We start from the raw sequence: 23,529 nt of genomic DNA on the forward strand, positions 1-23,529 counted from the left end.
TTGTAAGATAGGAAGGAACGGGGGAGAAAAATACAAAAAACCGCCAAAGGAATTTGGCGGAACGTTTCACAAATAACCACCCCATCATACCCTTCCGTTAAGATAGCACCCCACGTTTACACGGTAATTTTGTAAACGTGACAGTTCTGTTCCTTTCGGAGACAGCCCCAGCTCATAATTCCAGAGAAGAAATATAAACTTCGGCAACTTTTCCTTTCAAACGGAGTCGGTGACATTCTCTGTGTCTCGTCCGTTTTACTCATAAAAGTCGCAACCTCTACCTCATCGGATTGATGAGGATTTGATATATTGCTAAGATTTTTAATATATGGCAATTGTAATGACTTTCTGAATATATTGCAAGATATTTTGTTAGGAAAAGTCAAAAAATATCGGTTATTGTATAGGAAACGCTTGCAAAACTCCACCCGAACCTACTATTATGTAGCAATAAGCAAAGAAAAAATTGTTATACAAATGTTTCGCAAAAAATATTGAAAAACCCTTTAAAATTAAATGAAAATTCAGAAAATATAATTCGACATTCATGATAAGATCATATTTTTTTGTTATAATTAAAGTAACGTTTAAGCAAAAAAGGGGAAATTAACATGAAATTAAAAACAGAAAGGCTCTATATAGTACCGTGTACAGAAGAGAGGATGCACGTTGCGAGAAAGCAAGGATATGATAGTGGTCCACATATTGTAGGACATGTAGAAACTGTAAAAAAAGATAAGGAAGTATTACCTTGGGGCGCGTGGTATGTCATTCGAAAAGAAGATGACATCGTTCTAGGTGATATAGGGTTTAAAGGGAAACCAAATGAGGAACATATAGTAGAAATTGGTTACGGATTTATTGAGAAATATTGGAATAAAGGGTATGCGACAGAAGCTGTAAGAGAACTAATAAATTGGGCTTTTCAAACAGGAGAGGTAGAAACGATTATTGCAGAGACACTTCTTGAAAATGATGGATCGATTCGTGTATTAGAGAAATTACATATGAAAAGAATTGGCACTACAGAAACGATGATTAACTGGAAAATAGAAAAATAAAAAATACCGCTCGAGGTGAATCGGGCGATATTTTTATCGTTATGGTAGCATTTGTTTTTGATCATTCGGATATCCGGCGGTCGGTGCGTTAGAACGCTTGGAATGATTACGAACAGCAATGAAAATAGAAATAATAACGACAATACCAACTGCCACGTAAGAAAGTGAAATAATAGTCGGATCCACTTTAAATGTAGTGAGCAGTGTACGAATGTTTGTAAAGATAATAAGGCCACCAACTAATACGCCAAGTAAATGTGCTGGAACGATGCGTACTAACCATGCAGCAATTGGAGCTGCGACAATACCGCCAAGCATTAACGCAAATACCCAAACCCAGCTTACTTGTTCCCAGCCAAGTGAAATGAAAAATCCGATTGTTGCAGCGAGTGAAACAGGAAATTCGCTCGTATCTACAGATCCAATAACTTTTCTAGCTTCATTTCCTCTTGCTAGAAGCACAGGTGTCGTAATCGGACCCCAGCCACCACCACCAGTTGAATCAACGAAACCAGCGAATAAGCCAAGCGGAACAAGCTGTTTAGCTGACATACGTTTTTTTGAAGTAACAATTTGTTTTTGAATGAGGAATCGTAATAAAATATAAACCCCTAAAGTAAATAAAAATACGGAAATGTACGGTTTAATTACATCACCAGGTAAATTGCTTAAAAAACATGCCCCAATAAATGCGCCAATTGCTCCTGGTAATGTAAGCCTGGAAACGGTATATTTATCAACGTTTCCAAATTTGATGTGAGATGCACCAGAAGCGGCAGTTGTAACGACTTCAGCTAAGTGAACAGATGCGGAAGCTACAGCCGGTGCGATACCAAACATTAATAATAGTGAGGTAGATGTTACCCCGTACGCCATTCCAAGCGCACCATCAATCAATTGAGCGAAAAATCCAATAATGGCAAAGACAATTAATTTCTGCATAAATAATCCCCCTGTAAATAATAAATGAAAAAGGCACTTTTCCCGTATGAGAAAAGTGCCTTTGGTTTTTCCAATCAGCAATAATTAAATTTGTTTTATTATAATACATATTAATCGTATAAATCAACTAGGTTTTAAAGTTTTTTGAATTGAATGAAAGAAAAATAAAATATACAATAAAAGGATGGAGAGAAAGGGGAGAAAGACATGTTACGATTTGATCATCTCGTACACGCAGTACATGGTACACCGGAGGAAGCGGCAAAACAAATGCAGGAGCGTGGATTTCATACTGCACTAGGCGGAGAGCATATTACCTGGGGTACTTGGAATAGTTTAAGTTATTTTGATTTATCATATATAGAATTTTTAGCAGTTCAGCATGAAGAAAAAGCGAAGAAAGCAGACAATCCATTAATACAAGAAACAGTAGTGAAATTACAAGACGGAGAAGGAATGCTACAAATTGCAATTCGAACAGATGCCATTGAAGACCTAGCAAATAAATTTAGTAAGCACGGTTTACATACGATAGGACCATTTGAAGGGAAACGTATGAGAAAAGATGGCCGCCTTTTAGAGTGGAAAATGTTATTTATAAAGCAAGAAGAGAACGGACCGAAATTACCTTTCTTTATACAATGGAATGAAACGGACGAAGAAAGAAGAAACGATTTACGTAACATAGGGACGATCACTGAACATAAAAACAAAGTACAACAAATTGAAATGATTCATTACGCAGTGAAAAATGTTCGAGAAACAGTACGGAAATGGAAAGAAGTAATGGGGCTAACTGCAAGCCAGGTCGTTAAGAATGAAAAATGGAATGCAGAGTGCCAAAGCGTATCATTTGGAGATGTTCATGTGCAGTTTTGTGAACCAATTGGAGAAGGGTTAGTACTAGAACGATTGAAGTATCATGGCGAATATCCATTTGCAGTGGAATTTACAGGTGGAAGTAAACGAGAGAATGAAGTGTTAGGTAGTTTGTACATATATTGATAGAGGTGAACGTTGTGAAGGAAATACTTAGAGAGATAGAGAGAAAACTAGAATGGCCTCGTATTGTAAAGTGTACAGCTATTTCAAAAGGTTTTTCACATGAAGAGAAATATAAAATTGAATTAAAGAACGAAGAAACTTATTTTGTAAAAGTATGTGATGTTGTTCATTTTGAACGTAAACAAGAAGAATATACGTATATGAAACAATTAGAGTTATTACATATTCCTACGCCTCAGTTAATTCATTTTATAAAGCTGGAGGATTTAAATAAATGTGTTCAAGTATTTGAATGGGCACAAGGTGTAAATGGTGAAGAAGGTTTAGGGAAGCTATCGGTGGAAGAACAGTATTATGCAGGAAGAAAAGCAGGGGAAGTATTAAAGAGAATCCACTCAATTGAAAGAGAAAGTGCAAGTAATAAATGGGAAACGGTTCGATGGAATAAATACGAAAGATACGTAGAAGCGTTAGCAAACTATGAAATAGATTTCCTTGATTTGAAGCCAGTATTAAGTTTTGTAGGGGAGCATAAACAATTATTGAAAAATCGCCCAATCACATTTTTACACGATGACTTCCATCCAGCAAATAGTATGATTCATAATAAGGAGTTTATCGTTATCGATTTTGGTGGATATGATTTTGGCGATCCAATACACGATTTCTATAACGTAGCGATTTTTACTACAAGAATAAGCAAGCCATTTGCGGTTGGACAAGTTCATGGTTATTGCGGGGGAGAACCGTCACTTCATTTTTGGCAACTGTATTCATTATATGCAGCAATGACATTCCCAGCTGATATCGTATGGACAAACCGAAGCACGCCACATTTAGTAAATGATATGAAAGAGAGATTAAACCGAATTATCGAAGATCATAACAATTTTTCATCCTATATTCCAAAATGGTATCAATCACAACATGAGGATATAATAAACAATAAGTAATGGAGGGATTCATATGGATAAAATAGCGGTAATTTCAGATATTCACGGTAATATTCCAGCTTTAGAATCTGTGCTGCAAGATATTAAATTAAGAGGAATCGAGCGCATCATTTGTCTTGGAGATTTAGTCGGGAAAGGTCCTCATTCTAGCGAAGTGATTGAAATCATTCGTAAAGAATGTGAAGGAGTTGTAATGGGGAACTGGGATGATTTCATTACAAAACCGACTGAATTTGAGGCATTAAAATGGCATCAAAAACAACTGTCGGAAGAACAAAATGACTATTTAAGAAGCTTACCATTTTCAATTGAATTTTTTATGAGCGGCAAACTGATTCGTATGTTCCACGCTTCACCGAGAAGTTTATATGAAAGAATTCAACCACATGCCTCAAGAGAAGAGCGTATTAGTATGTTCGAAAATAGTGAGCTCACAGAGAATATAGAAGGAGAAAGAAAACCAGATGTCGTTTGCTACGGTGACGTTCACCAAGCATTCGTTCAAAATTTCAAAAGGAAAACGTTATGTAATGCTGGTAGTGTAGGAAATCCTCTTGAAATTACACAAGCTTCTTATTTAATATTCGAAGGATCTTACAATGAAAAAGAAGCAGCGAGCTTTTCTATTCAACTCGTACGTGTACCGTATGATATTGAATTAGCTATCAGACTTGCAGAAGAACTCGATATGCCAGAAATTGAAGAATACAAACAAGAATTACGGACTGCTTTATATCGAGGGTTTAAGAGAAAGTAAGCTAATCATAATATATCAACGATTTTTCAAATATATCTATCGTAACTTAAAATATATCAACGATTTTTTTAATATACCGACGATTCGGCAAAAAATATCGATTTACTGACAAATAGTGACACGGAAAGTTAATTATAATTTTATTATGTAAACTAAATGAAGGGAGAAATATCATGAACCGAAAAAAACGAATCAAAGAAATTGCAGATCATATTTTAAAATTAAATTTAACACATCCAATAAGAGTTGGAGTAAGCGGTATTACAGCATCAGGAAAAACCACATTTGCAAACGAACTGGCAGAGGAAATGAAAAAACGAGGAGTACAAGCAACACGCGCAAGCATTGACGATTTTCATAACCCGAGAGTGATTCGTTATGCACAAGGTAAAGAATCTGCAAGAGGGTATTATGAAGATGCACACGATTATATAGCTTTTAAAGAAAGGTTATTAAAGCCTTTAGGACCTAACGAGAATTTACAGTATGAAGCGATTTCTCATAACTTAATAACGGACATGCCTGTACATAATACGCCGCTAGTGGCGCCGCCAAATATGGTGCTAATAGTAGATGGAACATTTTTATTGAAAAAAGAAATTGAGTATCTATTTGACTATAAAATTTTCGTAGATACAGATTTTGAGATTGCGAGAAAACATGGTGCAGAGCGCGAGACTGAGGCTTTTGGAAGTTATGAAGAAGCAGAGAAAATGTTTATAAACAGATATCATGCGGCTTGTAAGATGTATATAGATGAGCATAATCCGAAAGAATGTGCGAATGTTATATTTCAGAGTAGTAATTTTGATGATCCGGTAGTTGTATTTAAAGGAATTTAAAATCGTTTAAATAGCAAAAAGTTCGTGAAAGGGGATGTGTTGGGTGGATAAAAAAGATACTTCGAACGATTGGCCTGTATGGGCAAATGAGTCAGTAGAGATAGTTAATGCAAATTCTGATTGGCAAGATAAAGGCCGATGTGAAGAGCAGCAACTATATGAACTGCTTGCTCCTCTAGGTATAAGCAAAGTAATACATATAGGAAGTACATCCATACCTGGTTTACCTGCAAAACCTATCATTGATCTAATGGCTGAAATAGACTCATTTGAAAGAGTACTAGATATTTCAGCTACATTGGCCATATATAATTGGCATTATGTAAGCCCAGAATTAGATGAAAGACCTTGGAGAAGATTCTTTGTGAAAGTTAAGAATAATAGGCGTATAGCTCACCTACATTTAATGGTTAAAGGAACTGAGCGATGGGAGCAACAACTTTTATTTCGTAACCGCTTACGAGAAAATCCACAATTAGTTTATGAGTATTCAAATCTGAAACAAGATTTAGCTAAAAGATTTAACCAAGATAGAGAAGCATACACAAAAGCTAAAACAGAATTTATTAAACAAGTTCTAAAATGATTAAATTTTTGATTGTAACTACGTGTGAATACAAAAGAAAAAACATCCTTTATTTTATAACTTAAACTTACATGAAATGCATGTAAACAAAGTGAGAGACTGCGATGTTCTAATGTATTTCCTTTTATTTATCAGGATAAATTATATATAATTGAATCAAGTTCATATAAGGATAGGCAATTACAGGGGATAAGGCGAAAATATGTTAATAAAGTAAAAAGGGGACAGGAAATATAATGAATGAAGTACTAGAACTAAAAGAAGAACTACTACAAATTAAAAATAATAATTATGCTGTACCAGAAGACGTAGATGCATATCCATATGCGCAGTGGATGTTAGATTATATCGGTTCACCTGATGCTGAATTACGTGATGATTTAATTTATAGTACGCTTCACACATGGATTACAAATGATGTATTTAGACAAAAAGAGTTACGAGGATTAATGTTACAAGCAATTAGTCCTGATTATTTATTTTATAAAATTGGTGAAAAGGGCACAGACTCTGTTTTTAAACGTGCGTTCTCCGTATTAATTCCGCCACTTATTTTATCTGTTCATGAAAGAGAACCACTTTTATCTGAAGAACAACTGTACAGTGTAGCAGAACAAGTGCTGGAATATGTATATTTAGAAGAAGATGTAAGAGGCTACGTAGAAGGAAAAGGATGGGCACACTCTACTGCACATGCAGCAGATGCGCTCGATGCGTTAGCGCGTACAATACAAAATCGTGAGTTTTCATATGCAATATTAGCTGCTGTTCGTCAGAAGGTTCGATTAAGTGATTACGTGTATGTGCACTTTGAAGATGAGAGATTAGTAAAGCCAATTATGTCGTTACGCAACCAAAATATTTTAATTGGAGAAGAGTGGAGCAATTGGCTACATAGTATAGCAACTGTTGAAGATATCCGACATCCGCAGCATGCTATTTTAGTACAAAATATTAGAACTTTCCTAAGAAGTTTTTATTTCAGAGTTTTAGAGGCAGAAGGTAGTACAGCCTTTACAGATGATATATTGGAGACTTTGAAGGGTTTGCGTAGGTATTAAAAGTGATTCATCCTTAGAAACAATGAATAGATATTAATTTTGAAAAATTTATTAGAAATTTATTTTTATATTGTACCCTTTCAATATAGGTTGAAAGGGGTGTCAAATGAAAAAATTATTGAAGTCAGTGAAAATAATATTTTTAATGTGTATTAGTATGATTTTCTTTGGAACAGGCGCTGTATTTATATATCATAACTATCAATTAAAAATCGAATCGAAATTAATGAAGAATGAAGGTGAACTTGTTAATTTCGATAATAAAAAAGTGAATATTTATAATGAGGGGAGCGGGGAGGATACGTTTGTATTTATGGCCGGATCTGGAATTGCCGCTCCTGTTTATGAATTGAAAGGCTTATATAGTAAATTTTCAAAAGAAAACAAGATTTCTGTAATTGAGAGAGCGGGTTATGGATACAGTGATGTTTTTCAAGATGATAGAGATATTGATACGATATTAGAACAAACGAGAGAAGCGCTTATTCGAAGTGGAAATAAACCACCTTACATTTTAGTACCACACTCTCTATCGGGAATAGAGGCTATTTATTGGGCACAAAAATATCCAAGTGAAGTAAAAGGGATTATTGCGTTAGATATTGGTTTACCTAAACAGTACGTAACTAATAAAATAGGTATGCTTGATTCATTAAAAATAAAAGGGATGAATATTTTAACGAAATTTGGTTTTCAGAGATTAGCTCCCTCTATTACTTATAATTCCGAAGTCATTCGTCAATCCTTTTTAAACGAACAGGAAAAAGATATTTATAAAGCGCTTACGTATAAGAGGGCTTTTACTGATGATATGAAGCAAGAACTTTTACAAAGCTACAATAACAGTAAAAAATCAAATTCCTTATCGATCCCAAAAGAAACACCAATGTTATTTATAGATGCGATTGCTAGGCAATATAAAGATTCGAAGTATACAAAGCAAAAAAACGAAGATTATAAGGAGTTTGCTAGCAAGTTATTAATAGCTGATGTAAAAATAATTGAAGGTACACATAGCATTTATTTATACGCTCCTGATGAAATATACAAATTTACTATGGACTTTATTAAGAATAAAGTAATGAAGAACTAAGCTATTGTTATTTTAGTGATGAAAGGTCTACATAATGAAAGTATATAACATATTAATTGTTGAAGACGATTTGATTATAGGAGATTTATTACAAAAAATTTTACAGCGCGAGAAGTATAATGTGTGTTGGGAAAAAGAGGGAAGGAAAGTTCTTGATGTAATTCATGAAATAGATTTAGTCATAATGGATGTTATGTTACCAGGCGAAGATGGTTATCAAATTACAAAGAAAATAAAAAATCTAGGATTAAATATTCCAATTATATTTCTATCAGCTAGGAATGATATGGATAGTAAACTAAAAGGTTTGACTATTGGAGAAGAATACATGATAAAACCTTTTGATCCTAGAGAGTTGTTGTTAAGGATTCAGAAAATGTTAGATAATCAATATGGTACATTCACGCAAATTAACCATTTATTTATAGATGCAGAATATAAAAGAGTTTTCATTAATGATTTGCGTAATGAAGTTGTTTTTACAGCAATCGAACGTAAAATATTCTTCTATTTATATGAAAATAGAGATAGAATTTTATCTAAAGAACACTTCTATGATTACCTATGGCAACTTGAAGATAGAAATCAAAATATCATGAACGTACATATAAAGAAAATCAGGACCAAAATTGATGATAAAACAGGTGATATTATTCAGAACATATATGGAGAAGGGTATAGATTAAATACCTATATGAAGAAATGAACTTAAAGAAAAAATATCAGTTACTATTACTCTCCGCTATTATTAGCGTACCACTGTTATTGTTGTCAATTAGTATCTTTGTATCAGTTATTTATAATGTTGTCTTTAAAACTAAAAATAAGAACATTCCTTTTCACGAATCCTATGCATATCCTACGATGTTAATCATATTTTTATTATCACTATTAATATTAGCTTTTGTATTTTCAAAATCGATTAACACAGTATTAAATAAAATTAATGTATTAAATCAAACGATTCGTGATTTAGCTAGTGATAAAAAAATCCCTAATATAATAAATGTTAAAAGTGATGATGAAATGGGAGAGCTGATTAAATCAGTAAATTTGCTTATAGAAAGAACAACTTATCGAGAATTAGAACTACAACAACAGGAACAAATAAAAAAGGAACTATTAAATAAATTACGGCATGATATTAATACACCCTTAACAGCAGTCAGATTACAATTATATTATTTAGAAGGTGAGTACAAGGAACAAGCACCAGTACTTGAATCACTGTATGAGCAGATACAATATATAAGTGATTTAACTAACGAATTTAATATTCAATCTACAGAGACCTTAGAGAATACTTATATTGTGAATGATGAAGTTAATATACATAATTTAATAGAAAATATGATTAAAAAATGGAGCTATTTGTATAGCATTCATAAAATTGAATTAGTATATAATCTACAAGATAAAGAGTTGATATGGAATAGTAATGAGTTATGGATGCAAAGGTTATTTGATAATATTTTTCAAAATGTCCTTAAACATTCTAAAGCTAAAAAACTCAAAATTATTATAGATGAAGATATTGTTTCCTTTAGAGATAATGGGATTGGGTTTGATATAAATAGTAAAGGTACGGGACTTGGTTTGAAAAATATTGAAGATATATCAAAGATGTTCGATATAAAATACACTTTACAATCAAATAGTGAGGGTACTATGTTTTCATTTGAAAATACTAAAGTTTAGAACAAATTACATAAAACCAATACCTCACAACCATACTAATAAAATGTGTTGGAGGTGAATGTTATGGACGAAAAAGACTTTGAAAAAGTTTACAATGATTACTTACATCAAGGAGAAGAGCAAGCTCAATTTGAAGTTGACCATGAAGTCAATTTAGGAGCAGAACAAATTGTTGCCGTTCGTAAAAATGATGATGGTGATTTAATAGCGTTTAAAACAAGTAGCGGGAGAGAGTTAGATTATATGACTGCTCTTAGTGAAGCGAAATCAGGGAAGCTAGCTCATGTGGACGTATTTCATAAGTATGGTAGAGATATTTTACGTAGTGAACCTGATGGAATAAAGGAAAATAACTTAGATAATTTACCTTCATTTTAAAAGGGTAAACCTCAAGAAGAGAATGTTCATTTCGATATTCTCTTCTTTGTTTTGCGAAGTTTTCCTTGCAAATAGACGGTTCATTTTTAAAGTGCAATTATACTTTTAAAGAGCACTCTAAATTTCTCTTTATCTTCTGCTGTAAATGGTTTTGGACCTTTTGTGCGTTTGCCGCTTTTTCGAACCATTGCACTTAAATACCGTGTTTGTAACAATTGTTCAATGTTATCATTCGTATACTTATAGCCTTTATGGTGTAGAACGATACAGCCTTTTGCTAAAGCGAGCGAAGCAAGACCGTAATCTTGCGTTACGATTAAATCTTCTTTTTTGGCTAATTGCATAATTCGGTAATCTGCAGCATCTGCTCCAGAATCAACATAAATTGTTTCCACGCCTTTTGGCTGCTCCGCATTAGAATAATGAGAAAAACTAGTAACGAGGGTTACAGGGATTTCTACATTCGTAGCTTCTAAAATAATTACATCTTTTACAGGACATGCATCTGCATCAACGTAGATTTTCATTTTTATCACTCCTAAAAATAGGTTCGAGTTGATGATAATGGTAGATTTTTCTTTTGTCAAACGAGAAAGCTTTATTAAAAGTTATTTTCCACAAACTAAAATAGCCTCACGCAAACGAGAAATACCTTCCTCAATTTGATTAATATTCACTTTTCCATAAGATAAACGAATATAACCATCTTTCGCGCCGAAAATACTACCTGGCATAAATGCGATTTCTTGTTTTAAACTTTGCATAATAAGTTGTTTTTCGTTTATCGGTTCGTTTAATTTCCCCCAAATGTATATACCGCCGGTCGGGTTTGAAAAAGAGATTTTATCGTGAAGTTGCTCATTTAGGGCGCGAACGATAACGTCTCTTTTTTCTGCTAATTGTTTTCGTAACGGTACGATATGAGACTGAAATGGTACGGTTTCGAAAAATTGTTGCATAAGCCACTGCGGGAAAATGCTCATACCTAATTCCATTTGGTGCCTTGCGTCAGATAACCGTTCGACTACAGACTGCGGGGCGACAAGCCAGCCAACTCGTAAACCTGGTGCAATCATTTTAGATAAGGAATGTACATAAATGACTGTCCCATTTTCATCTATTGATTTTAAAGTAGGGCAAGGTTGTTTCTTTTCTAACGTAAGTAAGCTGGACGGATCATCTTCCACAATCGCAATTCGTAAATCTGCGCAAAGTGATAACAGTTTTTTTCTACGGTTTGGATGTAGCATTGTTCCCGTAGGGTTTTGGAAGTTTGGATTTAAAAAGATCATTTTAATACGGTGTTTTCTATATAACTCTTGCACATCATCTGGATTAATACCGTGTTCATCGACAGGTAACGGGAAAATACGAATACCTGCTGATTGGAATAAGGGTAAAGAATAACAGTGTGAAGGGCTTTCGAAAGCAACTGCATCACCGGGATTTAATAAACATTGAACGATAAGGTGAAGTGCTTGCTGTGCGCCAGATGTAATCATAATCGATTGTTCGGTCGCTTCAACTTTTAAATATTCCTTCATATATTTTACTACCGCTTGTCTTAGCGGGAGATACCCTTGCGGATGATCGTAACTTAATGACTGCGTTAACGGTTGTTCTCGTAAAATTGTTTGTAGTTGATCGTGAGGATAGAGGTTACAACCGAGCTCTCCGTTGGCAAAATCTATTATGTTTTCATTTTGTTGTACTTCTGCTCGAATATGGCGAAGTAACGGTAAGTTTGGTAAAAACGTACCACCTTCTACGAAATTTCTCCAGTTCGGCGTTAATGTTGGAGAAACGCCCCACATATGTGTACTTACACGTGTACCTTTACCAGTCGTACTTTCTACAATTCCCATAGCACGTAGTTCATTATAAGCAGTCGTTACTGTACTTCGGTTTACATTTAACTGTGTAGCTAATTTCCGTTCTGAAGGGAGGAAGCTACCTGGAGGAAGTTCTCCGTATGTAATACGTTTTTCAATAAAGTCAACAACTTGCTGATAAATAGGGATTTTACTGTCACTATCTAGCTTCCATTCCATAAAAAATGCCTCCGTATCTTTTCACTACATCAAGTATAACAAATTGGCTGGGTAAAAAAACAGCCAATTGGACGGTGCTATATCCAGCCAATTTTACTATGCTAAATATGGAAGGGGAGATTCGGATGAAAAGATGGCAAATGGAATGGCTCCTAGTATCAGTAGCATTAGTATGGGGAGCGAATTATACAATTGGAAAATATGGCGTGGCATATATGTCATCCATTCAATTTAATAGTTTACGATTTTTAGTAGCATCTCCGGTATTATTACTTATTACATTTTTAATGGAACGCTCATTACGTATTGAAAGAAAAGATTGGTTACGATTAATAGCAGTCGGTATCGTTGGTACGGCAATGTATCAAACGATGTTTATGCTATCTGTGAAATATACTTCAGCAACGAACGCCTCATTATTAATTGCGATGTCACCTATTTTTACAGGGATATTAGCAGTATTGCACAAACAAGAACGTTTTTCGATGAAAGTACAAATTGGTTCAATAATAGCGTTTATTGGTGCAGCATTCGTTTTATTAACAGGACATACAGGAGGAGCTACTTACGAATATGCGTGGCTCGGAAATGTAATTGGATTAGTCGCAGCAATTGCGTGGGGATGGTATCCAATTTTAGCACAACCTCTTATTACAAAATACTCCGCAATGAGAGTTACATCATGGTCTACTTTAATTGGAATTGTACCTCTCGTTATATACTGTTTATTCAACGTAAACACATTAACTTGGCCAGTAGATATGCCAAGCTGGGGTTCATTAGCATATTCAATCATCTTTGCGACCATCTTCGGACTAGCAATGTGGTATGTCGGTATTAGTAAAATCGGTTCAACGAAAGTAATGGTTTATATGTATCTCGTACCATTATTCGCAGTTATCTTTGCGGCAGTAACAATTGGAGAGCAAATTAATATGATGCAACTCGTTGGCGGACTTATTATCTTTATTGGCTTATATGTTGTAAAAAAAGGCGGAATCAAAAAGCCAGCTCTCAATTTGAAAAAAGTAAGCTAACAGTAAAAAGGATCTCTTTTACATAGAAGGAGACCCTTTTTGTTTTTGTAAAAAAAGCGCTTGTTCAACGGCCCATTTTTGATGATCATGAATGAGAAGCTCTACAGCAAGTAAAGGAGACACCCACCTTAGAACATGATCATCCTCACAGTTTTCAGTTTGTTTCTGCACCATGTTCGCAATATAAAAGAACCCGTCATTTAAATAATATATATCTTCCTTTTCTGCATAAAAATATCGAGCCGCATTACCGATATATTGATCAATTTCAATCGCCCATCCTAATTCCTCTAGTAGTTCACGGTGCAAACACTCTTCTTTTGTTTCATTACCTTCCATACCACCACCAGGTAAAAAGTAACGGTCTCCTTTTTGGATAACAGCAATCATTGAAGAAGATGAATGGAAAATAACTGCATAACAACTAGGTCTTAATACATAATGAACGGTACGCTTTTTCGAGCCAAACGTAAGTTTTGAAATCATAAAACACGACCTTTCCTTGTAAAATACATAAAAGGAATATTAAGGTAAATACAGAATGATATAAGTATAATCTTAATAGATTGGAGTGGTAACAACATGATAAATCGAAAATGTTCAAGATGTAAAGAAATAACGGGTACAATACATGGGGGTAAAAAAATAAAGGAAGAATTTTTGTGTGAAGATTGTCTGCAAAAAGGAATTGCAAGCGGGGAAATCGAATTATCACAAGTGGAGCAAGAACAAACTTCGTATCTTTCTATAAAAATATTAAAAATAATGAGTGTGATTTATTTAATAGCATCTATTTTTATGGCTTTTTCAACCGGTCCATTTATACATAATATAGGATTTGATGAAATGTCAATTTCAGGCTCAGAATTAGGTCTAATAAGTATTGTTATGTTAGGCTCTATATTCCAGTCTGTTCTTGTATTTTGCGGTATTTGGGTATTCATCCTATTAGTAGAAACAGTCATTAAAATTTATGAAAAAATGAAGTGAGTGAGAGGGAGAAACATATGCGAGTAAGAAACATCCAAGGGGAAGATTATGTAAAGATTCATTCAGTTTTAAATGATTGGTGGGGCGGGAGAGATATGGCTGCTATGTTGCCAAAACTGTTCTTCGTTCATTTTCAAGAAACGAGTTTTATTATTGAAGAAGATGGTGAAACGTTAGGTTTCTTATGCGGATTTTTCTCACAAACGCATAAAGAGGAAGCATACGTTCATTTTATCGGTGTAAATCCGAAGTATAGAAGAAGAGGAATCGCATCGACATTGTATTCTTACTTCTTTGATATCGCTCGTGCAAATAATCGTAAAGTTGTAAAAGCAATTACGTCACCAATTAACAAAAAGTCGATACAGTTTCATCAAGAAATCGGTTTTCGAATTGAGGCCGGGGATGATGAGATAGAGGGTGTATCGGTACATACAAATTATGATGGGAATGGCGGTAGTAGAGTTTTGTTTTTGAAAAATGTATAAAAGTAGGCTAGCTTAACGTTAGCCTTTTTGTTGTGAGGAGATAAAAGTATGGAGAGTAAACAAAGTAGAAATGAGTACTTAAGACGCATTTACAAAGTGCAAGATTATATAGAATCAAACATAGATGATCCACTTTCAATTGAAAAGCTAGCAGATGTAGCAGGATTTTCAAAGTTTCATTTTCATCGGATTTTTAAGGGGATCGTAGACGAGCCATTATCACGGTATGTAAACCGATTGAAGTTAGAAAGGGCAACGAATCTACTTACATATCGCACAGATATGACGATTACGGATATCGCTTACCATTTTGGTTTTACAGATTCAGCAGTTTTCTCCCGCGCATTTAAAAAGTATTTCGGAGTAAGTCCGTCTCAATATCGTAATGACAATAGCAAGAATTGCAAAGACGTAAGCGGAACTTCTCAATACAATGAGTGTAAGAAGGTTCGAGGAAATGTTGAAATTGTAGCAGCGGACGATATAAACGTCGCATATATAAGACATATCGGTACATATAAAGAGTTAACTATCGCTTTTCCAAAAATGATAGAGAAATTATTTCATTACGCAGCGAAGGAAAACTGTCATGTATTTGAGGATACGAAAGTATTAACCATTTACCACGATCATCATGAATTTACTGAGGACAATCATTTAAGAACTAGTTTATGTATAACAATTCCGAATGAGTCCGCAGTAGAAACGAGCGACATTGGAATAATGGTAATACCTTCTGGAAAGTATGCGGTAGGTCATTTTGAAATATTCCAAGATGAATATAAAGGAGTATGGGATTTCTTATACGGTGAGTGGCTTCCAAATAGCAGATATAAACCGAGAGATTCGTATCCTTTTGAAATGTATAAAAATGACCCAAGGCAGCACCCAGAAAATAAACATATAGTTGATATATATGTACCTATCGAATCTTTTTAATCATGGATTAAAGGGGAATGAATAATGAAAACTGCTGAAAAGTTAGATCTAATTATAAAAGAAGAATACAAAAATATGAATGGGATGTTAGTAGTACAAAAAGGTAATGTTATTTTTGAAAACTATTATAACGGTCACAGTCCAAATGAAGCATTTCATATAGCGTCAGTCACAAAAACGATTATTTCTGCGTTAATTGGGATATGTGTAGATAAAGGTTATATAAAAAGTGTTAATCAAAAAGTAATGGAATTTTTCCCGGAATATAACGTTCATTCATCTGAAATAACAGTGCGACATCTTCTTACGATGACGGCTCCACATCCTTTCGTAGACTGGCAGGAAACGTTAGAAGAACTATGTACGCAACGAGATTGGGTACAGTATACGTTAAATAGGATAGGAACAGGCGGAGAAATCGGATCTTTTAAATACTCATCTGCAGGAGCTCATTTACTATCAGCAATTATTACGAGTGTAACAGGAAAAAGTGCCCGTGACTTTGCAAATGAGTACTTATTTCAACCACTCGGCATGAGAGAAATTCCAAACTTCAATATGAAAGCATTTGGATTTGATGACTTATTCGGAAAAGATGTAAAGGGTAACTAACTGTTACGATTTATTTAACCAATTATAACGAAAGTTAATTAAATATATCAGTAAGCCCTGCTAGTCAAGTGATTGGCTAGTAGTGAGGGTTAACTGCGGGCAATCCCTAAAGCTGATTGAACTACAACGTGGCTAGAAATAGCGAGCGTGAATGTCGCGAAAGCAGAAAAAATCAATCAGATGGTGCAAGGTTAAATCCTAAACACTAGAACAATGGGTCTTCCGCCTCGAATCATCTAAGTCAAAAGTGATAAGATGAACGTTCAACGACTATCTCGTATAACTGACGAGAGTACATCACAAGCCTATGGTGGTGGAAAAATCCTCTATCTCTAAAGAGATAAACATATAGTCTGCGCTCATGTGAAAACATGAGAAGTTCATAAGAGAACTGGCTAAGGAATTGCGTCCTTAGTTGAACGAGATAAATTGTATTAAATCTATCAAACTTCATTGAAAATATCGAACATACGTGCTATGTTAGATTCAATGAGGTGAGAATAATAATGAAATTTTCACGAGTTAGTCAAGTATCAGAATTAACAGGTTTGTATCCTGGTAGTCTCAGGAGAATGCTGATGGAACACGCTACGATTCAGAAGAACAAATCTTTCATTAAAGGAGTTACATTCTGATGATATTGGCGAAGAAAGTCAGACTGATTCCAACGCCTGAACAAGAACAAGTGCTTAGAAACCATGCTGGTGCTGCAAGATTCGCTTATAACTATTGTAAAAGAATGAGTGACAGATACTATAAGCTATTTGGAAAATCTGTTTCACAGTTAGCTTTACAGAAACGATTTACAAAGATCAAGAAGCGAAAGAGATATGAGTGGTTAAAAGACATCAATGCACAGGTTCCCAAACAGGCCTCAAAAGATTTTGACAAGGCGAGGAAACATTCGTTCAAAAAGTACAAAAATGGTTATCACACTTCTTATAAATCCAAAAAAGATGTAATCCAAGGATTTTATGCCAATTATGAAAGGCTGATTATAGGAAAGAAAGTAGTTCATATTCAGTCTATTGGAGAAGTGAAAACAAGCCAACAACTACCAAGAAACAAAAAACCATCCAATCCAAGAGTTACCTTTGATGGTCGTCACTGGTGGATTAGTGTAGGATTCCAAGAAGACTTTGAATTACAAGAACTAACGAACGAGTCGATTGGTGTGGATGTTGGATTAAAAGAGCTTTTTGTAGCTTCTAATGGTATAAAAGAACGAAATATAAACAAAGATGCTAAGGTTAAAAAACTTTTGAAAAGGAAAAAGTCAGCACAAAGAGATATGTCTAGGAGATTTAAAAAAGGTGTAAAAATTCAGTCTGCCGGATATGAAAAAGCGAAAACTGAGCACCTGCGGTTATCTAGGAAAATTACGAATATCCGAAATAACCATATCCATCAAGCAACAGCTAAGTTGGTGAAAACCAAACCAATGAGGATTGTTGTGGAAGACTTATCTATCTCAAACCTGTTAAAAAACAAAAAACTATCGAAAGCATTTTCATTTCAAAAATTACACTTCTTCTTTCAATGTTTGTCATACAAGTGCGAGAAGTACGGCATTGAATATGTAAAGGCTGATAAATGGTTCGCTTCAAGCAAGATTTGTTCATGTTGCGGCGTTAAATACGACCATTCAGTTCAACCAGAAGGACAGTGGAGTTTAAAAATACGTGAGTGGCGTTGTGCTTCATGCAATAGCCACCACGATAGAGATTTAAATGCGTCGATAAATTTATCAAGATGGGTAAAATAAATGCTTGATAATAGGAGGTAACGATACTGCCTCGTGTGGAGTGTTATACCCCTCGTCCCTTTGGGGTTGCGAGAACACGATGAAGCACTAACTTGTGTAAATTTGATTGAATTGTATAGATTTAGTTAAGTTTATCGTATCGGATGGGTTCATGATCCAAACGGTATTTCGACAGGCGGCTGGGGACTAACGTTAACAGCTAGAGATATGGCTAAGTTTGGACAGCTGTATTTGAATGAAGGTATTCATAATGGAAAACAAATACTATCAAAATCATGGATAAAAGAATCAATAGCGATGAATCCAAATCAATACGGTTACTTATGGTGGTTACGAGAAGAGGGTGGAATCTTTTCGTACTGTGCAATGGGCGATGGTGGGAATATGATTTGTTGTATTCCGAAGCAGGATTTGGTTGTAGTAATTGCTTCTGAAATTATAGCGAATACCCGGGATAGATGGGAATTGATTGCGAAATATATTCTTCCTAACAAATAAATTTAAGATATAAAGGCGGTATGAGATTTCATACCGCCTTTATATATGGCATTTACATAGAAAAAGATTTTGGAAAAGAATTTAATGTCATTAAGTTAACTGGAAAATAAACGCAACGTAAAAAATTGTTAATATTTCAATTGTTTGATTTTAACATCGATTTTTCTATGTATAATGAAGCCGCATACTAAAAATTATTTACATAAGGGGGATGAAGTGTATGAAAAACTAATTAAAAGTTAATGTACGTTTCATGATGACTTCGGAAACGGAATAATATATTAAGTTTTTTGATAAATGCAGAGTTTATCCCGCGTTAACGGACAGTAAAACTCCCACCTCAAAATTCAGTTGGAGCAAAGAAGTTAGGTGGGAGTCGGGCTGTCCGTAAACGTCCGATTGGTGAGGGCTGATTAAAGTTTCACTTTATATGGAATTTGTCAAAAAGGATATTTATCTTTTTGACGTTTGGAGGGTATATGAATCTAATATTAAAAGAAATAGCAGTGAACAGAAAAATATTCATTATGTTATTTATTGGATTTACTTTAACGATTCTGCCCATACTTATAGCGATGTCGATTCGAGATGATTACGATGAAGAATTTTATGAGCGAAAACATGGTTATTTTAAATATTACTATTCTGTTCAGCTTACTAGTTTTGGGGAATTGGATTTCAAAGCAATTCAAGAGTTAACAGAAACTACTTTTAAGAACTCAAGTGTTATTACAAATAATATGAGAATTGGAATCCCTGGCATAGGGGAAGTAACGATGATTGGACTTATAAATACGAATTGGTCTCCACCATTAATAAAAGGTTCTCGAATGAAAGAGGGGGAAGAAAATAGTGTAATTGTTGGAAAGAACATTTATAAAGAATCTGAAACAATAAAACTATTTAGTAAAGAATATAGAGTTAAAGGCGTGAATGGAGCGAATGATGAACATATTTATAATAACAATGTTTACATCGGGTTAAAGGATATGCCTGATGAGATAAAACGACGTATGAAAAATGAAACTACATTTGAAATGATAGTAAGGTCTAACGAAGATCCTAAACGAGAAATAGATATATTTATTCGGTATTTTAAGCAAAATAGAACTGATGCAAATGCGAAAGTAATAAATGAAAAAGAGAATTATGAGAAAGAAAAAAGCTCAAGTAAAGCTATGAGAGCACAACTTACTCTTCCGTTTAGACTACTTTTTATAGCTGTAATGAACTGTATAATTGCGAGTTATTTTTGGATTTATACGAAGAGGAAGAGTATTTCCTTAAGAAAAGCGTTGGGAGCAAGCAATTTGAATTTATTTGTATTTATATTTAGCCAATTATTCATATGCGCAATCGCTGCAGCCGTTTGTGCGATATGTATGCAATGGATTTTAACTACAATGAACAAAAGCATAGTAGATTTATTTGGTTTTACCATTCGTATAGATGTTTTCAAAGTTATGGTGAGTGTAGTAATTTCCTTGTCTATTTCGTTTATCGCCGCTGTAATACCATTTTTCAAAATACTTAAAATTGAACCTGCTAAAGCGTTAAAGGAGTAAATAAGATGAGACTAAAAAGTGCTCTTATGGCCCTGAAAAATAGATTGCTCATTTCCATATTTCTTTTAATACAATTCACGTTTGGATTAGCGGCAATGACTCTTTCCATTAATGGGATGTATAATTTTTACTATCTTAGGAACAGTTCCAACTCGTTACTAGATTTAGAAAGTACATATTTTATCACTTATGATGGGATGACTACTGATAGGTTGAAGGCAGATCAATTTAATAAAGAACAAGTCGAAGAAATTTATAAAAAAATGCGGCAAAATAAAGATGTGATTTCGTATGGTACATACGAACAGAGCATAATCGAACTAGAATCAAGTAACCGACCACTCCAAGAAAGTATGTTAAAAGAATTGAAAAATAAAACTTTCCGCGAAAAAAGCCCTACTATCCGCATAATTACAATAGATGAAGATTATTATAAATTACTGAACATACCTATAAAAACTGGAACAGGCTTTTCATATCAAGACTTCCAAAAAAATAGTGAAGAGAAAACGAATGTTTTGGTAGGTCCTTACTTTAAGAAATATTTTCAAATAGGAGATACAATCAATAATCAATATACGATTATTGGATTTTTTCCGGAAAATAAATTCATTATAGATGGTAACGGCGCGAATATATACCAGAAGTTAGACAAGGCTATGTTATCACCCATGCCAATTGATAGATATGAACATTATGAAATAATGTTTTCAAGATTACATCAAAGTACAATTATGAATTTAAAAAAAGACGCAGATGTAAACAAACTACAAGAAACGATTCAACTGAAGGGAAGCGACGTTACTTTATACTTGAGAAATTTAGGGGAAGAAATAAATGAAGCCGTTACTAGTAGTATGGATACAGAAAATATCAATCTTGTAGTAGGCAGTCTATTTATTTTATTTATAATAGGGGGAATTGTCGTAACGACAATTGTTTCCATCATGATGAGAAAGAGGGAATTTGGTATTAAGATGGTCCTTGGAGAAAGTAAGTTTGGGATGTTCATTCAAATTGTTTTAGAAAACATATGTATTGCGATAGTTGGTATTTTTTTATCCCTAGTCTACTTTTCATGGAGATATGCGGATAATCTACAAGGTTCGAAGGACTTTGATACGGCATCTGTACTAGAGGTGAATTTAAATATGCCTATTTTATTATTTGTATGTCTATTCTTACTACTAATTATGATAGTTTCAAATCTCATTGTCTTCTTATTTATTAGAAAGCTCGAACCGAAAACATTAATAGGTGGGATGGAATAATGAGTTTAATTGTATTGAAAGACATTAAGAAGGTGTATAGTAACAAGAACCACAATACGTTCGCGTTAAACGGTATAAACTTAACGATAAATAAGGGGGAAATTATAGCGATAATGGGGCGATCAGGCTCAGGAAAAAGTACCCTATTAAATGTTATAGGATTAATTGATATGCCAGATGAGGGTGAATATACGTTAAATGAAAAAACATTAACTGAAATTAGAGCAAATCAAGTTCATAAAACAAGAAATGAAATGATCGGATTTGTTTTTCAATATTTTGCACTGTTAAAAGAACATACTGTACTGGATAATGTGGCACTACCGCTAACTTATAGAAAACTAAAGCAACGTGAAAGAGAGAATAAGGCGAAGTTCTATTTAGAAAAAGTAGGGTTAAAAGAACAAATGTATAAAACACCGGATGAGTTATCAGGTGGGCAGCAGCAGCGAGTCGCAATTGCAAGAGCGTTAGTAGGTGAACCAGAATTAATATTGGCAGATGAACCGACAGGGAATTTAGATAGAAAAACCGGAGAAGAAATTATGAATCTACTATTACAACTGAATGAAGAAGGACGAACGATTATTATTGTAACTCATGATATTGAGGTAGCGAATAAGTGTAATAGAATTATTGAGTTAGTTGATGGGGAAGTTGTGCGGAGTTAAAAATTCAACTAAGATACATCAAAACAATTGTTTTTTATTTAAGAATCAATGTTGATTTATTTTTCAAAATGGATTCTATTTTTGTTTGTAGAATTAAAATAAAACAACAAATCCACCGTAACTTTTCACACTAAAAAATCGTTAAACATATAGAAAAGGTTTTTAATCATGAATGGGGGAGAACTATGAAGATTCTAATTCTAGGTGGTACACGTTTTTTAGGAAGAGCTTATGTAGAAGAGGCGTTGAAAAGGAGACATGACGTTACATTATTCAATCGCGGAACAAACAATGAAATTTTCCCTGAAGTGGAGCAGTTAATCGGTGACAGAAATGATGATGTTTCAAGTTTAGTAAATCGAAAATGGGACGCGGTAGTCGACACATGTGGATTTTCTCCGCATCACATTAGAAATGTTGGAGAAGTCTTACAGGATAATATAAAGCATTATATATTTATCTCAAGTCTATCCGTATACAAAGATTGGATTCCGCATCATATAAAAGAAGATTATATATTACAACCCGAACCAACGGGTGATCAAATAAAGGCTGTGGAGAATGGTGAAGTTTCTCCTTATGAGTATTACGGTGCGCTGAAAGTATTATGCGAAAAAGAAGCTGAGAAGTATTGGCCGGGACGTGTTTTACACGTAAGGGCAGGACTGCTTACAGGAATGTTTGATTATACAGATCGACTTCCATACTGGATCGGGCGTGTAGCAAAGGGTGGAAAGGTGTTAGTACCAGGAAGAAAAAATCGCCCAGTGCAGATAGTTGATATAAAAGACGTCGCAAACTGGGGACTAAACATGGCAGAAAACAATAAAGCAGGTATATTCAATGTTACAGGTCCAAATTATGAATTGACGATGGAAGAACTATTAAATACGTGTAAAAAGGTTACGAATAGCAATGCTGAATTCATTTGGGTAGATGAAGCGTTTATGAAGGAACGTAAAGTGCAACCTTGGACAGAGATGCCTTTATGGCTTCCAGAAACTTTTTCATTAGAAGGTGAAACGAAGCCGTGGAACGGTGGATTTTCTATTAGTATTGAGAGTGCTGTTAAAGAAGGACTTACTTTTAGAAGGTTAGAACATACAGTTACAGACGTGTATGAGTGGATGAAGAGTGTGGATGAATGGGAATTAAAAGCAGGTATTTCAGGCGAGAGGGAGAAGAGGTTGTTAGAAAATTGGTATCAATAAATTGAGCAGAGCCTTTTTGTCTATACATGATTGAACATAAGCGATGGAAGGAAGG

Annotated in this window: 25 protein-coding genes, 2 pseudogenes and 1 riboswitch; of the genes and pseudogenes, 23 read left to right on the top strand and 4 right to left on the bottom strand. The window is 34.3% G+C overall.

The window, feature by feature from the left end; translation table 11 throughout:
- Positions 1–95 precede the first annotated feature (95 nt).
- A riboswitch (Lysine riboswitch) is annotated at positions 96–288 on the bottom strand.
- A gap of 323 nt (positions 289–611) precedes the next feature.
- Positions 612–1,061 (top strand): GNAT family N-acetyltransferase, encoded by a 450-nt coding sequence (locus ACUN0F_RS17885; protein ID WP_046954245.1) that lies wholly within the window; start codon positions 612–614, stop codon positions 1,059–1,061.
- Positions 1,062–1,100: 39 nt separating this feature from the next.
- Here the strand turns inward: ACUN0F_RS17885 and ACUN0F_RS17890 are convergent, their stop codons facing one another.
- Entirely contained in the window at positions 1,101–2,003 is a 903-nt protein-coding gene (locus ACUN0F_RS17890) for a sulfite exporter TauE/SafE family protein (RefSeq protein WP_445539845.1), read from the bottom strand.
- A 207-nt stretch (positions 2,004–2,210) separates the two neighbouring features.
- On the opposite strand from ACUN0F_RS17890, the gene ACUN0F_RS17895 reads away from it, so the two are divergent.
- From ACUN0F_RS17895 to ACUN0F_RS17940, 10 genes are all read left to right on the top strand, one after another.
- Positions 2,211–3,008: a VOC family protein gene (locus ACUN0F_RS17895; RefSeq protein ID WP_445539846.1), complete on the top strand. Its 798-nt coding sequence runs from the start codon at positions 2,211–2,213 to the stop codon at positions 3,006–3,008.
- Between the two features lie 14 nt (positions 3,009–3,022).
- A complete protein-coding gene (locus tag ACUN0F_RS17900) occupies positions 3,023–3,961 on the top strand; it encodes an aminoglycoside phosphotransferase family protein (RefSeq protein ID WP_445539847.1) in 939 nt (312 codons plus the stop codon).
- Between the two features lie 13 nt (positions 3,962–3,974).
- On the top strand, positions 3,975–4,718 hold the full coding sequence (locus tag ACUN0F_RS17905) for a metallophosphoesterase family protein (protein ID WP_264462197.1): 744 nt from the start codon (positions 3,975–3,977) through the stop codon (positions 4,716–4,718).
- Between the two features lie 173 nt (positions 4,719–4,891).
- Positions 4,892–5,560: a hypothetical protein gene (locus tag ACUN0F_RS17910; RefSeq protein WP_445539848.1), complete on the top strand. Its 669-nt coding sequence runs from the start codon at positions 4,892–4,894 to the stop codon at positions 5,558–5,560.
- 43 nt (positions 5,561–5,603) lie between these two features.
- Positions 5,604–6,146 carry a GrpB family protein gene (locus ACUN0F_RS17915; protein ID WP_445539849.1) on the top strand — a complete coding sequence of 181 codons (543 nt, stop codon included), beginning with the start codon at positions 5,604–5,606 and terminating at the stop codon, positions 6,144–6,146.
- 236 nt (positions 6,147–6,382) lie between these two features.
- Positions 6,383–7,207, top strand: a complete 825-nt coding sequence (locus ACUN0F_RS17920; RefSeq protein WP_264462194.1) for a DUF2785 domain-containing protein — start codon at positions 6,383–6,385, stop codon at positions 7,205–7,207.
- Positions 7,208–7,313: 106 nt separating this feature from the next.
- Entirely contained in the window at positions 7,314–8,300 is a 987-nt protein-coding gene (locus tag ACUN0F_RS17925) for an alpha/beta fold hydrolase (RefSeq protein WP_445539850.1), read from the top strand.
- 34 nt (positions 8,301–8,334) lie between these two features.
- Positions 8,335–9,006, top strand: a complete 672-nt coding sequence (locus ACUN0F_RS17930; RefSeq protein WP_137052709.1) for a response regulator transcription factor — start codon at positions 8,335–8,337, stop codon at positions 9,004–9,006.
- Entirely contained in the window at positions 9,003–9,998 is a 996-nt protein-coding gene (locus ACUN0F_RS17935; RefSeq protein ID WP_445539851.1) for a sensor histidine kinase, read from the top strand. Before ACUN0F_RS17930 ends, ACUN0F_RS17935 begins: the two co-directional genes overlap by 4 nt.
- 63 nt (positions 9,999–10,061) lie before the next feature.
- Positions 10,062–10,376 (top strand): DUF3892 domain-containing protein, encoded by a 315-nt coding sequence (locus ACUN0F_RS17940; RefSeq protein ID WP_264462192.1) that lies wholly within the window; start codon positions 10,062–10,064, stop codon positions 10,374–10,376.
- An 86-nt stretch (positions 10,377–10,462) separates the two neighbouring features.
- Here the strand turns inward: ACUN0F_RS17940 and ACUN0F_RS17945 are convergent, their stop codons facing one another.
- Together ACUN0F_RS17945 and pdxR are read right to left on the bottom strand one after the other, a co-directional pair.
- Entirely contained in the window at positions 10,463–10,903 is a 441-nt protein-coding gene (locus ACUN0F_RS17945; RefSeq protein WP_046954237.1) for a YaiI/YqxD family protein, read from the bottom strand.
- 81 nt (positions 10,904–10,984) lie between these two features.
- A complete protein-coding gene (gene pdxR / locus ACUN0F_RS17950; RefSeq protein WP_046954236.1) occupies positions 10,985–12,427 on the bottom strand; it encodes a MocR-like pyridoxine biosynthesis transcription factor PdxR in 1,443 nt (480 codons plus the stop codon).
- A 125-nt stretch (positions 12,428–12,552) separates the two neighbouring features.
- On the opposite strand from pdxR, the gene ACUN0F_RS17955 reads away from it, so the two are divergent.
- Positions 12,553–13,464, top strand: a complete 912-nt coding sequence (locus tag ACUN0F_RS17955) for a DMT family transporter (protein ID WP_264462191.1) — start codon at positions 12,553–12,555, stop codon at positions 13,462–13,464.
- Between the two features lie 18 nt (positions 13,465–13,482).
- Here the strand turns inward: ACUN0F_RS17955 and ACUN0F_RS17960 are convergent, their stop codons facing one another.
- Complete coding sequence (locus ACUN0F_RS17960) at positions 13,483–13,950, bottom strand: NUDIX hydrolase (protein WP_264462190.1); 468 nt, start codon at positions 13,948–13,950, stop codon at positions 13,483–13,485.
- Between the two features lie 96 nt (positions 13,951–14,046).
- Here ACUN0F_RS17960 and ACUN0F_RS17965 point away from each other — a divergent pair, with 96 nt between their 5' ends.
- The 11 genes and pseudogenes from ACUN0F_RS17965 to ACUN0F_RS18015 all read left to right on the top strand — a co-directional run bounded on the left by ACUN0F_RS17965 (position 14,047) and on the right by ACUN0F_RS18015 (position 23,474).
- Entirely contained in the window at positions 14,047–14,454 is a 408-nt protein-coding gene (locus tag ACUN0F_RS17965) for a DUF3980 domain-containing protein (protein WP_000610482.1), read from the top strand.
- A gap of 17 nt (positions 14,455–14,471) precedes the next feature.
- Complete coding sequence (locus tag ACUN0F_RS17970; RefSeq protein ID WP_264462189.1) at positions 14,472–14,942, top strand: GNAT family N-acetyltransferase; 471 nt, start codon at positions 14,472–14,474, stop codon at positions 14,940–14,942.
- 48 nt (positions 14,943–14,990) lie between these two features.
- Positions 14,991–15,881, top strand: a complete 891-nt coding sequence (locus tag ACUN0F_RS17975) for an AraC family transcriptional regulator (protein WP_264462188.1) — start codon at positions 14,991–14,993, stop codon at positions 15,879–15,881.
- Between the two features lie 24 nt (positions 15,882–15,905).
- A pseudogene (locus tag ACUN0F_RS17980) lies at positions 15,906–16,487 on the top strand (serine hydrolase domain-containing protein); the annotation flags it as partial.
- A 512-nt stretch (positions 16,488–16,999) separates the two neighbouring features.
- On the top strand, positions 17,000–17,128 hold the full coding sequence (locus ACUN0F_RS17985) for a hypothetical protein (RefSeq protein ID WP_264462187.1): 129 nt from the start codon (positions 17,000–17,002) through the stop codon (positions 17,126–17,128).
- The gene (locus ACUN0F_RS17990; protein WP_445539852.1) at positions 17,128–18,258 is read left to right on the top strand and encodes an RNA-guided endonuclease InsQ/TnpB family protein; all 1,131 of its coding nucleotides are present in this window, start codon (positions 17,128–17,130) and stop codon (positions 18,256–18,258) included. The genes ACUN0F_RS17985 and ACUN0F_RS17990 overlap by 1 nt, the downstream gene beginning before the upstream one ends.
- Before the next feature lie 141 nt (positions 18,259–18,399).
- A pseudogene (locus ACUN0F_RS17995) lies at positions 18,400–18,756 on the top strand (serine hydrolase domain-containing protein); the annotation flags it as partial.
- Between the two features lie 479 nt (positions 18,757–19,235).
- Complete coding sequence (locus tag ACUN0F_RS18000; protein WP_264462185.1) at positions 19,236–20,321, top strand: ABC transporter permease; 1,086 nt, start codon at positions 19,236–19,238, stop codon at positions 20,319–20,321.
- Between the two features lie 5 nt (positions 20,322–20,326).
- Complete coding sequence (locus ACUN0F_RS18005) at positions 20,327–21,592, top strand: FtsX-like permease family protein (RefSeq protein WP_445539853.1); 1,266 nt, start codon at positions 20,327–20,329, stop codon at positions 21,590–21,592.
- The gene (locus tag ACUN0F_RS18010; protein WP_264462184.1) at positions 21,592–22,263 is read left to right on the top strand and encodes an ABC transporter ATP-binding protein; all 672 of its coding nucleotides are present in this window, start codon (positions 21,592–21,594) and stop codon (positions 22,261–22,263) included. The genes ACUN0F_RS18005 and ACUN0F_RS18010 overlap by 1 nt, the downstream gene beginning before the upstream one ends.
- Positions 22,264–22,448: 185 nt before the next feature.
- Positions 22,449–23,474, top strand: a complete 1,026-nt coding sequence (locus ACUN0F_RS18015) for an SDR family oxidoreductase (protein ID WP_445539854.1) — start codon at positions 22,449–22,451, stop codon at positions 23,472–23,474.
- The last annotated feature ends 55 nt before the right edge of the window (positions 23,475–23,529 follow it).

It is taken from the genome of Bacillus sp. 1A, assembly GCF_052682215.1.

Coding starts and splice junctions, on each gene's coding strand:
- ACUN0F_RS18005 (WP_445539853.1), top strand. CDS start 20,327: ATGAGACTAAAAAGTGCTCTTATGGCCCTGAAAAATAGATTGCTCATT.
- ACUN0F_RS17920 (WP_264462194.1), top strand. CDS start 6,383: ATGAATGAAGTACTAGAACTAAAAGAAGAACTACTACAAATTAAAAAT.
- ACUN0F_RS17960 (WP_264462190.1), bottom strand. CDS start 13,950: ATGATTTCAAAACTTACGTTTGGCTCGAAAAAGCGTACCGTTCATTAT.
- ACUN0F_RS17985 (WP_264462187.1), top strand. CDS start 17,000: ATGAAATTTTCACGAGTTAGTCAAGTATCAGAATTAACAGGTTTGTAT.
- ACUN0F_RS17925 (WP_445539850.1), top strand. CDS start 7,314: ATGAAAAAATTATTGAAGTCAGTGAAAATAATATTTTTAATGTGTATT.
- ACUN0F_RS17945 (WP_046954237.1), bottom strand. CDS start 10,903: ATGAAAATCTACGTTGATGCAGATGCATGTCCTGTAAAAGATGTAATT.
- pdxR (WP_046954236.1), bottom strand. CDS start 12,427: ATGGAATGGAAGCTAGATAGTGACAGTAAAATCCCTATTTATCAGCAA.
- ACUN0F_RS17885 (WP_046954245.1), top strand. CDS start 612: ATGAAATTAAAAACAGAAAGGCTCTATATAGTACCGTGTACAGAAGAG.
- ACUN0F_RS17940 (WP_264462192.1), top strand. CDS start 10,062: ATGGACGAAAAAGACTTTGAAAAAGTTTACAATGATTACTTACATCAA.
- ACUN0F_RS17935 (WP_445539851.1), top strand. CDS start 9,003: ATGAACTTAAAGAAAAAATATCAGTTACTATTACTCTCCGCTATTATT.
- ACUN0F_RS17955 (WP_264462191.1), top strand. CDS start 12,553: ATGAAAAGATGGCAAATGGAATGGCTCCTAGTATCAGTAGCATTAGTA.
- ACUN0F_RS17930 (WP_137052709.1), top strand. CDS start 8,335: ATGAAAGTATATAACATATTAATTGTTGAAGACGATTTGATTATAGGA.
- ACUN0F_RS18010 (WP_264462184.1), top strand. CDS start 21,592: ATGAGTTTAATTGTATTGAAAGACATTAAGAAGGTGTATAGTAACAAG.
- ACUN0F_RS17895 (WP_445539846.1), top strand. CDS start 2,211: ATGTTACGATTTGATCATCTCGTACACGCAGTACATGGTACACCGGAG.
- ACUN0F_RS17890 (WP_445539845.1), bottom strand. CDS start 2,003: ATGCAGAAATTAATTGTCTTTGCCATTATTGGATTTTTCGCTCAATTG.
- ACUN0F_RS17975 (WP_264462188.1), top strand. CDS start 14,991: ATGGAGAGTAAACAAAGTAGAAATGAGTACTTAAGACGCATTTACAAA.
- ACUN0F_RS17965 (WP_000610482.1), top strand. CDS start 14,047: ATGATAAATCGAAAATGTTCAAGATGTAAAGAAATAACGGGTACAATA.
- ACUN0F_RS17970 (WP_264462189.1), top strand. CDS start 14,472: ATGCGAGTAAGAAACATCCAAGGGGAAGATTATGTAAAGATTCATTCA.
- ACUN0F_RS18000 (WP_264462185.1), top strand. CDS start 19,236: ATGAATCTAATATTAAAAGAAATAGCAGTGAACAGAAAAATATTCATT.
- ACUN0F_RS17905 (WP_264462197.1), top strand. CDS start 3,975: ATGGATAAAATAGCGGTAATTTCAGATATTCACGGTAATATTCCAGCT.
- ACUN0F_RS17910 (WP_445539848.1), top strand. CDS start 4,892: ATGAACCGAAAAAAACGAATCAAAGAAATTGCAGATCATATTTTAAAA.
- ACUN0F_RS17990 (WP_445539852.1), top strand. CDS start 17,128: ATGATATTGGCGAAGAAAGTCAGACTGATTCCAACGCCTGAACAAGAA.
- ACUN0F_RS18015 (WP_445539854.1), top strand. CDS start 22,449: ATGAAGATTCTAATTCTAGGTGGTACACGTTTTTTAGGAAGAGCTTAT.